Source organism: Cellulosilyticum sp. (assembly GCF_982396655.1).
This window is the reverse complement of record NZ_CEVXFV010000084.1, coordinates 1-11383: the sequence shown is the minus strand read 5'-3', so window position 1 is coordinate 11383 and position 11383 is coordinate 1. Positions and strand designations below refer to the sequence as shown.

Genomic DNA, 11383 nt, shown 5'->3' with positions numbered 1-11383 from the left:
ACCTCACTTTTTTCTCTCTCCCCCAAATAGGTCTGTAGAAAAAAAGCTGGTAAGTTGACCCCTACTAGTCTACCTATGGAGTGATTTGATGAACCTCTTAGTGAAGAGATACAAAGCGCCTTTAGTGGTGCTGTTTGAGCAGCGCAGTGAAACGTGCGCGCGAGTTCACCACGTTGCTTTGTATCTCGAACTTAGAGGTTCACAAATCACGGAAGGAGTAGCTAGAAGGGGGCAACTCACCAGCTGCCCCCCTTTCTACTAACCTTCCCTATTTAATCCTTTAAAGGTATCCCACGTGCATCAGTTTTTACCTGTCCACATAAAATAAGTATGCCATCAATAAATGCCCATATATAGCCTATGCCACATAAGAAATTCGTAAATAATTGTCCTAATCCCATGCTTGTATATCCTAAGTAAAAGCGGCCTACACCAAATCCACCTAAGAAAATTTGAAGAAGTCCTGCTACTAGTCGTGATTTTTGTGGTACATCATATCTATTGTAGCCGCCTCCCATTGTTCCTTGCGTATTATATCCATTACCATAACTGTTATTTGTAAAGTTACCATTGGCATAGCCGTTATCTGCATAATTGCTATTTGTGTAATTGCCATTTGCATAATTTTGATCGTAATAATATTGTCCTTCTTGATTATTATTAGAACCTACATTTTGCTGTGCCCCACATTCTGGACAAAATCTACTATCATCACTTATCTGATTTCCACAGTTATTACAAAACATTTTCTGCCTCCCACCTTGTCCTTATTGATATACTTCATTATATCATGCTCTAATGAATTTAATGCAAACTTTAAACCAAGTTTATTTCAAAACTATTCATTATTATTATAAATGCTTTCGAAATATAAATATAGAGAAACCAACTATAACCTTGAACTATACATGTACGTAAATAGCTTTCTCTCAATGATTTCACATAACTACGACATAATAACTAACTAAACTTTATACATGTGAAATCTATGTATAGCGTTTACGCCTATAATCTTTAATTATTTTTTATAAAAGGACTGATTGCTTCATGAAAAAGAAATATGTCTCTCATATCATTACATTCTTTGCAATTCTTCTCATCATTAGTGGACTGATGCTTATGCTGTATGCTACATGGCCTCAACTCAGCTCACTTATACAGTATAAAACGCAAACATTATTGTATACTCAACTTACAGCACCAACTTATCCTATTAAAACGCCACCAACCAGCTTTTCTTCCTTAATAATGCATTCTTGCAAATCTGCTAAATTTACGCCTACTTCACCGACTCCAGCTCAAATACAAGATAAATATTTACCATTATTAGCCGTTAACCCAGAAGTCATTGGTTGGATTACTATCGAAGATACACCTATTAATTATCCCTTAGTCCAGCATAGTGATAATACATACTATCTAAGTTATGACAGCAATAATTCACCTTCCGTCTACGGCAGCATTTATATTGATCATAGAAATCAAAGTGACTTAGACAATAAAAATACATTAATCTATGGACATAATATGAATAATGGCGCCATGTTTCACGCACTAATTAATTTTAAAGACAAAGATTTTTTTGAGAAACATCCTTATATATATGTCAGCAATCTTTATACACAGTTTGCTTATGAAGTCTTTGCTGTTTATGTTGTAGATGCCAACCAAGAAACCATTGGCGTAAACTATGCAAGTGATGCAGCCTTTCTAGACTATCTTAATGCCTGCCAAAGCCGCTCCTTATTTACACGTCCTATAAACTTTACAGCCACTGACCAGATTATTACTCTTGTAACTTGTAGTTACGAGCTTGATAATGCACGTACAATTGTTCAAGCTAAACGTATAACTCATTAAAAAATAATTTTAAAATTTTTTTCTCATAAATGTATATATTTTTTTTCATCTGACCATAATATTAACGTACCAAGTGTGAGGTACATCGCTAAATCCCCCCTCAACCTAGGTTTCTCCCCCTGAAACCTAGGTTCTTTTTCTGTCCTTGATGCTCTTTGCCTTAATTGCCAATTATCTCTTTTTGTTAGCTACTTGTTAGCTACCCAAAAATACTACATACTCTTTATTATGCTCTAGATAATTATATGTTTAGTATAAAAATAAAGCACGCAAGATTATAATTTATGTCTTGTGTGCTTTATTTTTTACATACTTACTATACTTTACTAATACTCTATATCAAATACATTCCATATTAATTTCATACAATCTTTAAACCCTTTTATATACTCCTCTGATTGTTCACTGTTACTACGTATTTTATCTAACCCCTCTTTTATTTTTTCTTCTATTTTTTTTCATCCATAACACTTCACCCCCTTTAAATAAATAGTTCACTTTATTACACCTTTAATCATTATAGTTTAATTTTTTTCACCTTTCAACATTTTTGTAAATTTATAGTATATAATCTGTGAGAGGTGATAAACTTGAACACTGGTGAAAAAATCAAAGAAATTCGAAAAAGTCTCAAGCTAACTCAAAAAGAATTTGCAACACTTATTAATAAGTCTATTGATTCTGTTAAACGCTATGAAGCAAACCAAAACATTACATTAGATACCTTAGACTCAATATGTGAAAAGCTAGCTATAAGTCCTATAAGCCTTTTAACAGATAAGCAAGATTTATTCGATATATTTATAGATATGTATAATCTTACAGATGCAGATATAGATACCCTCCGAATTGAATTCTATGCTTACATAGACTTTTTAGTGTCTAAATATAATGATACTAAATAAAAAGCAGGCTAATCACAGTCTGCTATTTTCATCTATTTTTTTATTTAACCACTCATCAAAATCCTTTTTTGTTACTCTTAGCATCCTCTCGCCTAATTTGAAACTTGGAAAACCTTTTGTCTTAAACACTCTGTATGACTCTGCTTGTGATATACTTAAGATCTTTGCAATATCCTTTGGTGCATAACATTCAATTCCTGCACTTTCAACCATTTCATACTTCTCGTAATTAACATTCTCAGTTTGACCTGTTATCTCTAAATTAGTTAACGAATTAGACATAATATTTTCAATCACCTTATATTGTTTTTCCCTGCTCAGCTCTTCAAAAGGCACATCATTAATAAATACTTTTATACTTATATTCATATCCACCTAATTCCTTTTTGTAGTACCCTAAAAGCATATCACACGCCTCTTTACTTCCTTTTTCATATTGCACTGCCCACATTAAGGCTATTTGAATTAATATGTCTTTGTTGTCTTTCATTTTAATTTCCCCCTTTTGTTCCCTTACAGTAATCAATTTCAGTAGTGTATGCTATGAAATCATAAAAGACCATTTCACCATCTTCAATCTCTTTAGTTTCAACTACACAGCAGTTTTCACTGATAATTTCTTTTACCTTACCAACTCTGTATAAATGTTTATTGCACATATCTTGCACACCTACTGTACAACCAATAGTAATTGTCATAGCTTACTCCTTTCAAACTCTGATTTTATTTTAATAGAACATCAAATAATGCCTTATGATTTTTCATAGCTTCTTTTAGCATTTCATCATCACATTCAATCAAATCTTTTTTACTGTCATACTCAAATATTTTCTTTTCACCTACTTGAATAAGTAAATAACTATATTTTCTTAATACAATCTGAATATGTTGCTCTTTCTTCTCTGGATCAACTATAGAACATATAACTCTGTCCCATCCTTCATCTTTTCCTTCAGTAAAGAATGTATTAGAGTTATCATTTCTCCTTCCATCCCATTTTCTAAGGCCTAATGACTTGGCATATTCTGAAAATGCCTTTGCAAGTTTCCTAGTTGTCCATGTTCTGTAAAATCCAACTAGCTTGTCTTTTAATTCCACTATCAATCACCCTCTCAATTTTGGATTTTATAAATCGAATATGCTCAACTGAACATTTCCTTTCACAAATTCTTCCAATGTCATATGTTTATTGCAATCATTGCGTATCTTATGTTTTTCTCTTAAAGCATCTATGCAGTAAGGGCAAGTATATCCTCCTATTCTAACGCAATTTATACATTGTGAATTTTTAATATATATCACCCTTTCAAACTTATATTTTATTCTTCTTCATAATCCTTCTTATCTATTACCTCAACAAGCAAGTATCCATCATTTGTATTCATAGCTTGTAATACTACTTCACTACTTCCTTTGCTAAAAGTATCTTTAGCTGCAGGTGATTCTATATGCATTCTTCTTATGTAGCTTTTTTTATGTGATTTTACTATCGTTCCACTAACTGCACTTATTTCTACTCTTGAGTTATTGCTTACACTTGCATTAAACATATCTAAACCTCCCAAACTCTGATTTTAATTACCGCAAACTTGTGCTTCTACTCCTAGCACTCTTACATCTTTATCTTGCAATAGTTCTGGATTTTCATAGATGTTGCCGATTACCTCTAATGATGGATACCATCCTATAAATGTTGGTTCTGCACCTTTTATAGAAAACCCACATTCCCATTTATCCCAAACTATTTTTCCTTTGCAAATGGTGTCGCAATATTCATTGTAGGCTATAACAATGTCACCCTCATAGATTTCTTTACCGTTCTTATCTTCAAGTCCTGTGTATTGCATAATAGCATCAAATTCATATTGCATATTCCATCCATAAGGCATTGACTTTCCTGTTTTAAAAGAATGTCTTTGAATATCTAACATTTCTTTTCTATCTTCACACCATACTCTAAATTTAAGTTCTCGCATTATCCTTGCCTCGCAAATTTGGTTTTGTTTTAGTATTCTTCATGATAATGTTTGGCTATAATTGACTGCCATTCATCTTTAGTGTATCTAATATCAATCATGTCTATTTCCTCCAATCTACTAGAGCTTATCTAAGCCCTAGCAGATATCCTAAACTGTTACTGTAATATCTTAAGTCTTGTGGAACGTCAATATTATTTGGTACATCCCCGATAGCTGCTAAAAACTTCTCAGCACCGCCACCAGTAAACAGCTTATCATGTAAGATTGTCTTGCCAAATTCATTCTCTATTGCCTTCATAATATCATTGCATACGTGCTTGGCATCTGCTAAGTGATCTGCTAGATTATAATCGCCTTTTTCAGTTCTAACAACTGGACTAGCTGATTGAAAACGCTTATCGATATATTCAATGCTAACCTCTACGCCTTGCTGAGCTATCGCCTCTCTTAACACTTGGTAAATGTCATATAGTGCAATCGGAATAGTAGCGTACTTGTCAATGATAAACTTTCCATCATAGCGAACAAGTAAAACGTCTGTTGTCTTCATTCCAATGTCAATTAAAAGTGTCGTGTTGTCCTTGTTTATGTAATTGGCAAGTGGCTTGATGCTGGCATGTCCTTCTGCCATGACCTTCACATTCGCCAAATTCACACTTATATCCTTATCGTTTATTTTACCTGTAATTGTACCAAGTGACTTGATAGCGTTTGTGTAGTCTTCTTTTTTAGCCTTGTAAATGCTAATTGGCAACCCTATTCCTAAATTAATATAATGTGTACCTGCTCCAAAGGCTGAGTTAACTGCCCAAAGTAATTGATGTTCTATTAACTCCCTATTAGTCTTGTCCACGTTAGTAAGCGTAGTTTGACCTACGCCTAACGCAAGCTTTACACCCTTACTTTCTACTACGTCACCTGTTACAATCGCAGTATCGAGTGAATACACGCTACTAGCATAAGCCTGTTTAACTGCTTCCTCTACTAGGGCACTAACACAAATTGTTGAGTTGCCCATATCTACACCGATTTTTTTTACATTGTTCATTGCCATTTACCTGTCCTCCTATTGATATCTTTCAAATATAACTGAGCCATGTTTTAATTTTATGCCTTTTTGACCATTTACTACTGTTTCATCTGCACCCTGCATTAGCATTAACTCATACATTTTTCTATGTTGTCTCTCTGTTAGCTGCATCCAAAACCACATCATCATATTAAACCAGTCAGCTGTTACAACATTTACACTTTTCGCATACTCGTAAGTACTATTGAACTCTCCTACTTTCATCTATACTTCCTCCCTACAAGTCATCTACTTCATCATCACCAAATGACTCCAATGTCATTGGTACGTCTTCTTTTACTTCCTGCTCCTGTACTGCTGGAACAACTGGTAAGCTTACAGGCATCTGTACAAATGTACCACCTGTAGTCACTTGTTTTATGTATAAATCCAAGGCCATATTAATTTCACCGCTAAGGCTTCTGTAATTACTCTTGGCTATAGATTCTAAAAGCTTCTTTTTGTCTGCATCTATCTTGATGCTGAATGTAACTGTCGCCATAACATTAACCAATACAGATAAACACTATTGTTATAACTGCGCGAATAAGAAAATCTTTCCCAGTGATAGAACCATTTTCAAACCCACCACATAAACCTAAAAGATAGGCTACTGCTGCAACTTTTGCTATAACCATTACTACAAACATTGTATCCATAACTTTACTTACCACTTTCTTTGTCATTTTTAGTCTCCTTTTAATCTACTATATTTTTAGTTGGTTGACACCTAGCCACTCGCTAGGCTCTTCATCAATATGTACTTTTGATAGTAATTCCTTTGCTTTGGCTGATATTTCACCCTGGTGCATTGCACCTAATTGATTGGCTACATACTGTGTTTCCAGTTCCTCTAATTGGGTATAGTTAAATCCATGCGAATAACCACCAAAGAATTTACCCTTTTCGGCATTGGACTTGCCTGTATTATTTTTATTGCCACTTTTATACCCTGGTTTACATGTATTATTCTTTTTGCTACTAAGTGACACTACTTTATTTTCTTCTTTCACTGGCGCTTGTTCTTGCACCTGCTCTGCAACCTCACCTGATTTTGAGATTACATTTATGGTTCTACTGTTATACCCTTGTATCTCTATATTCACATATCCTTTTTTCTTTAAGTTAGTGATAATCTCAGATACACTTCTTTTTTTCAAACCTATTAGATCAGCTATGTACTGATTATGAGCGAAGCAACCTCTGCTATTGTCGAGTGCTTTTATAATAGATAGGACCAATTTTTCATTGGCATTTAAAGATTTGTCTTGTAGGATTTCAAGTGGCATCCATAAGCCATCAATTTTGTTTTCCATAGCTGACTCCTTTCTTCGGTTTGTGTTTGGTTGTAACAACCTTATGTAAATAATATAGTACATATCTTTGGTTGTGTCAACCATTTTTCTTAAAAAAAGTGTAAGGTTTGTGCTTACCTTGCATTTATGGTATAATAAACGTATGTTTAATATAAAGGAGAAGAAAAAATGTCAAGACATGGAATGATTGCTGAGCATAACACAAGATGTAATTTAGTGCTTCCAAAAGAACTAAAAGCCAAACTTACTGAATTGGCAAAAGAAGATAATAGAAGTTTAAACAATCTAATAGTTACTATTCTTACGCAATACGCTAGTGATAAATAAGTCACTGGCTTTTTTTGATGAAATTTAAACCTTACGCACGCATTATGTATAGGTTTTCTATAAGTTTATTATATATATATTATATGGTACGGTCATTGACGTAGGGGTATACGGTGGATACCATAGGGGTATGCTGTCATTACCGTAGGGGGTATACGGTGGATACCGAATATAGAAATGCATTGTTGAAAATATGTGCATAAATCTGTGGATAAAAAAAAAGACTCAAGCACTTTAATGTACTGAGTCATGTTTAATTAATATGGTTTTGGGAAGCAGCTAGCCCCATAGAATGAGCCATCTAAATCATTGTAAATCATGGTCATAGATGATATGTCTTGAGACATGATACTATCTTCCATTTCATTTAAAGTTATATATACATTTTCAAACGTTAGGTCTGTAAATATACGGTCTTGAATGGTATTAGAATCATACTCTTTTAGGCCGTACAAATTAGCTACGTAATCCTGTGAAATCTTTGCAAATATCACCAACTCAACTGAGCCATCATCTTTACTTGCATATTCATATTTAAATTCGCAATCATCATATACTCCAAAAGTCCAATCACTAATCGTTGAATCTAATATCTCTTTATCGCTTTCTGTCAGCTCAGGAACCTCTATCTCTTTTTCTACTTTCTCGATTTGCTCACTTGTTCCTGCTTCCTCTACTTCTACGCTGCTCACTTGATTAGTTTTCACTGGTTCACTGGCACATCCAACAAGCATCATTGTAAGCATTAATAAAATTATTTCCTTTTTCATCTAAAAGCCTCTCATTCTGTCATGTATATTGTTTATTATTATGTAACTAGACTATTATTTCAAATAAATAAGATTTGTGCAACAAAAAAGAAGTTAGGTCACCTAAGCTCTATTTTCTTTTTCATAGAAACATAAATTAATATGGTATTATATAGCTTGATACAATACCACCTATCCACTCGCATATATCCACATATGTATTAGGAGCGAATAGCAATAACGCAATTCCTATTATGGCAATCATTACTTCTAATGTGGAAATCTTTTTACTCATCATATACCCTTCCTTATTAATTCTAAAAAAATAACTTCCTGCACTCTGTTCCATCTAAAATGATATTCTTAAACTATTATTTCATTCGTTCTAAATAAATATTAAATAATTTTCCTCTTAAATCAATGTCAATGCTACTACTTATTTCCTTTAATTTTTTGAGTTTAGCCATTACATATATTTTGCCCATAATTCTTCTACTTTGTTTTCTTATACAAATTCTTTCTGTAATACACACCCCTTTGACCCATCTTCCCTTAAAATACTCTCTCCATGAAAACCTATCTCCTATTAGTCGATTAGACTTAATTAGACTCCCTATACTCTTAGGTATTCTAAACAAACTATATACTCTACATATAAACATATTCCCCTCTACCCCAGATACCTTATTACTCTTATTATTGATATTATCTATTACTCCCCAATGTACATGTTTCATATTAAGGCTAGAACATTTACTTCTTACTGCACCACAAGAAGAATAATACGGAAACATTATATATTTTTTATTATTTATTGCATCTAGTATTATCGATTTTAAACTTCCTTCATCAAACTCTTTTTTTTCACATACTATCCTTGTATTTTTTTCCAAAATACCCGAACTATTTATTATATCTATTAATGATTGTAATGTCTGACTATTAAATATCTCTCCCATTTGAGTCAGCTTATAAGCTATTGCCAAATCTAACATTTGATATGCTAATTCATTAACTCTTTTATTATATTCATATTTACCTTTACCCTCATATGTAGCAACTATCATTGATAATGCAAATATACCACATGTAGGACCTATTTGACGTACACCCTTGATTCTTTTTAATTTTATATGCATATTGTATGTCTCCAAATATATTATAAAATATTTTAATACTACAATTTTATATTTCGTCATATTATCCCTATTCTTTATGTCCTTACATCAAATTATCATAGCCGTTCATGTAACCATCATAATCTAGGATTTGCTTTTGTTTCTAAACACAAAAAAACTAGAGGACTATTCCCCTAGCTCTTCACGTCTAACTCTAAGTGGCGCTTCTATCTCCGTTAAATGTACCTCAATTATGTGTTTTATTTTTATAATATTAATTTTAATACCATTCAGACATATTTTCTTACCATTTATACATATTTTTATATTCTAATATTTTTATATGTTATATTATCTTAGTATTTATTTTATATTTAGGAGGATTTATGATGAAAAAAATATTATCCAAACTAACAGTTGCATTATTTGCAATTTCGTTAGCAACACCTTGCCTTATGGCTAATACAGTAGCTAGTGCTGAATCTACAATTTCTACTACAATAGAAACTAACACTATTAATAGTAGAAAAATAGATATATCTGGCTCATTCTATGCTGCACAACAACAGGAATACAAACTCAAGTCATTCAAAGTAGGAGCACTTATCAATGAGGACCATAATGCATTTACAGTAAAAGTATCACCTACTAGTTCAAATCCTTATTACTGTATTAAAATAACGGGGTCAAATGGTTATAGTTTTACAAGCAATTATCATAGATCAGCAACAACTACTACTACGATAAATTGCAAGCCAGATGTTACATATACCGCTTACGTTTATAGTCCTAATGATATTCTTACTGGAAACTTCTCTATCACAAGCTTTATAGATTAACATATTAAGTTAAGAGGCTATTACAAAATAGCATTTGTAGTAGTCTCTTATATTATTATAGCTTTAGGAGGAAATACTTTGAGTACATTTATCTTAAAAATAATAGCTTGCATAGCTATGATATTGGATCATATTAAATATGCATATGGTGATATGACTGGCTGGGGAAGCCTTTCACACCAGTTAACAGTTATATTGGGTTATATCGGAAGGTTTGCATTTCCTATATTTGCATTTTTACTAATAACTGGCTGGAAGTATACTAAGAATAAAAATAAATATTTCTCAAGAATGCTTTTATTTGCTATCCTATCTCAAGTACCATATACTTTAGCTACTTATCCTACAAATCTACAGTCTATAAATAATCTATTTTCTCTTAATCATACTAATATAAACATTATTACATTAGTTTTTTCCTTTATTACATCAATAACATACTGGTACCTAATAGCTCACAAGTGCTTCTCAATTACCACACCTCTAATACTATTAGCAGGAATAGTCTCCAGTCTATTTGTTAAAGTAAATGGAATAACACTAATTGGTAATGATTTGAATATTTTTTACACTTTATCCATAGGCCTAGCAACTCTTCACTCTATTGATGTACTAAAAAATAAATCTTTTAATAAGCAATACCATTATATATTGCTATTTTTAATTCTAATAGGCAATTTATTATTAATTGCATTACGTGCAGACTACGGTAATTTTTTACTAGGAATATTTTTAATAGTAGCTTTATACTTATCGAAGGAATATAAACTAATACAATCATTATGCATAATTATATGGGGTGTGTTATTATATATATTAGTCTATTATAATATAGGTAATTTTATAGCTATTACCTTAGCTTCACTTCTTATTTTATTCTATAATCAAAAAAAAGGATTTAATCTAAAATATACATTTTATATCATCTATCCTTTACATTTACTTATTATAGGTCTCATTAACATCTCATTAAAGTCAGTATAGGCCAAATCCTATATTGGCTTTAGTATAAAAAACATTACTGGACTTCTTGTTTATCTTATTATTTAGAGTAAATAATATACTTAATCAATAAACTTCTTACATTCTCTTTTGTATATGTCCCTTTTATCCAAACATCAGAACTTGAAATAACCTTTTTCTCTGCTAGTTTATCAATGCCACCCAGCTTATTTAGTAATGCTGGTACATTAGTTAATTTAATCAAATCAACTCTTTTCC

Annotated in this window: 20 protein-coding genes; 5 read left to right on the top strand and 15 right to left on the bottom strand. The window is 32.1% G+C overall.

The window, feature by feature from the left end:
- Positions 1-272: 272 nt before the first annotated feature.
- Complete coding sequence (locus AC1VAQ_RS20130; protein WP_302596697.1) at positions 273-746, bottom strand: zinc-ribbon domain and TM2 domain-containing protein; 474 nt, start codon at positions 744-746, stop codon at positions 273-275.
- A gap of 301 nt (positions 747-1047) precedes the next feature.
- Between AC1VAQ_RS20130 and srtB the strand changes: the two genes are divergently transcribed.
- Together srtB and AC1VAQ_RS20120 are read left to right on the top strand one after the other, a co-directional pair.
- A complete protein-coding gene (srtB, locus tag AC1VAQ_RS20125) occupies positions 1048-1860 on the top strand; it encodes a class B sortase (protein WP_302596698.1) in 813 nt (270 codons plus the stop codon).
- A gap of 590 nt (positions 1861-2450) precedes the next feature.
- Complete coding sequence (locus AC1VAQ_RS20120; RefSeq protein WP_303244377.1) at positions 2451-2765, top strand: helix-turn-helix domain-containing protein; 315 nt, start codon at positions 2451-2453, stop codon at positions 2763-2765.
- A gap of 12 nt (positions 2766-2777) precedes the next feature.
- On the opposite strand, the gene AC1VAQ_RS20115 is transcribed toward AC1VAQ_RS20120, so the two are convergent.
- The 11 genes from AC1VAQ_RS20115 to AC1VAQ_RS20065 form a co-directional block, all read right to left on the bottom strand.
- Positions 2778-3134, bottom strand: coding sequence for a helix-turn-helix domain-containing protein (locus tag AC1VAQ_RS20115; protein ID WP_303244376.1), 357 nt, complete (start codon positions 3132-3134; stop codon positions 2778-2780).
- Positions 3106-3255, bottom strand: coding sequence for a hypothetical protein (locus tag AC1VAQ_RS20110; protein ID WP_479904461.1), 150 nt, complete (start codon positions 3253-3255; stop codon positions 3106-3108). The genes AC1VAQ_RS20115 and AC1VAQ_RS20110 overlap by 29 nt, the downstream gene beginning before the upstream one ends.
- A gap of 1 nt (position 3256) precedes the next feature.
- A complete protein-coding gene (locus AC1VAQ_RS20105; protein WP_479903916.1) occupies positions 3257-3463 on the bottom strand; it encodes a hypothetical protein in 207 nt (68 codons plus the stop codon).
- 25 nt (positions 3464-3488) lie between these two features.
- On the bottom strand, positions 3489-3863 hold the full coding sequence (locus tag AC1VAQ_RS20100) for a hypothetical protein (protein WP_479904460.1): 375 nt from the start codon (positions 3861-3863) through the stop codon (positions 3489-3491).
- Positions 3864-4084: 221 nt separating this feature from the next.
- Positions 4085-4315, bottom strand: coding sequence for a hypothetical protein (locus AC1VAQ_RS20095; protein ID WP_479904459.1), 231 nt, complete (start codon positions 4313-4315; stop codon positions 4085-4087).
- Positions 4316-4339: 24 nt separating this feature from the next.
- Positions 4340-4741 (bottom strand): YopX family protein, encoded by a 402-nt coding sequence (locus tag AC1VAQ_RS20090; RefSeq protein ID WP_479904458.1) that lies wholly within the window; start codon positions 4739-4741, stop codon positions 4340-4342.
- 127 nt (positions 4742-4868) lie between these two features.
- Positions 4869-5798, bottom strand: a complete 930-nt coding sequence (locus AC1VAQ_RS20085) for a ParM/StbA family protein (RefSeq protein WP_479904457.1) — start codon at positions 5796-5798, stop codon at positions 4869-4871.
- 12 nt (positions 5799-5810) lie between these two features.
- Positions 5811-6038 carry a hypothetical protein gene (locus AC1VAQ_RS20080; protein ID WP_479904456.1) on the bottom strand — a complete coding sequence of 76 codons (228 nt, stop codon included), beginning with the start codon at positions 6036-6038 and terminating at the stop codon, positions 5811-5813.
- Positions 6039-6051: 13 nt separating this feature from the next.
- Positions 6052-6315, bottom strand: coding sequence for a ribbon-helix-helix domain-containing protein (locus AC1VAQ_RS20075; protein WP_302597018.1), 264 nt, complete (start codon positions 6313-6315; stop codon positions 6052-6054).
- A gap of 4 nt (positions 6316-6319) precedes the next feature.
- Entirely contained in the window at positions 6320-6499 is a 180-nt protein-coding gene (locus tag AC1VAQ_RS20070) for a hypothetical protein (protein ID WP_479904455.1), read from the bottom strand.
- A gap of 21 nt (positions 6500-6520) precedes the next feature.
- A complete protein-coding gene (locus AC1VAQ_RS20065; RefSeq protein WP_479904454.1) occupies positions 6521-7129 on the bottom strand; it encodes a helix-turn-helix domain-containing protein in 609 nt (202 codons plus the stop codon).
- Between the two features lie 168 nt (positions 7130-7297).
- On the opposite strand from AC1VAQ_RS20065, the gene AC1VAQ_RS20060 reads away from it, so the two are divergent.
- On the top strand, positions 7298-7456 hold the full coding sequence (locus AC1VAQ_RS20060) for a ribbon-helix-helix domain-containing protein (protein WP_479904453.1): 159 nt from the start codon (positions 7298-7300) through the stop codon (positions 7454-7456).
- Positions 7457-7713: 257 nt separating this feature from the next.
- On the opposite strand, the gene AC1VAQ_RS20055 is transcribed toward AC1VAQ_RS20060, so the two are convergent.
- The 3 genes from AC1VAQ_RS20055 to AC1VAQ_RS20045 form a co-directional block, all read right to left on the bottom strand.
- Positions 7714-8226 carry a putative periplasmic lipoprotein gene (locus tag AC1VAQ_RS20055; protein ID WP_479904452.1) on the bottom strand — a complete coding sequence of 171 codons (513 nt, stop codon included), beginning with the start codon at positions 8224-8226 and terminating at the stop codon, positions 7714-7716.
- Positions 8227-8362: 136 nt separating this feature from the next.
- Positions 8363-8500: a hypothetical protein gene (locus AC1VAQ_RS20050; RefSeq protein WP_479904451.1), complete on the bottom strand. Its 138-nt coding sequence runs from the start codon at positions 8498-8500 to the stop codon at positions 8363-8365.
- Positions 8501-8576: 76 nt separating this feature from the next.
- Positions 8577-9344 (bottom strand): hypothetical protein, encoded by a 768-nt coding sequence (locus AC1VAQ_RS20045; protein ID WP_479904450.1) that lies wholly within the window; start codon positions 9342-9344, stop codon positions 8577-8579.
- 368 nt (positions 9345-9712) lie between these two features.
- Between AC1VAQ_RS20045 and AC1VAQ_RS20040 the strand changes: the two genes are divergently transcribed.
- Together AC1VAQ_RS20040 and AC1VAQ_RS20035 are read left to right on the top strand one after the other, a co-directional pair.
- Positions 9713-10162, top strand: coding sequence for a hypothetical protein (locus AC1VAQ_RS20040; RefSeq protein ID WP_479904449.1), 450 nt, complete (start codon positions 9713-9715; stop codon positions 10160-10162).
- 78 nt (positions 10163-10240) lie between these two features.
- Entirely contained in the window at positions 10241-11146 is a 906-nt protein-coding gene (locus AC1VAQ_RS20035) for a TraX family protein (protein ID WP_479904448.1), read from the top strand.
- Positions 11147-11383 lie beyond the last annotated feature (237 nt).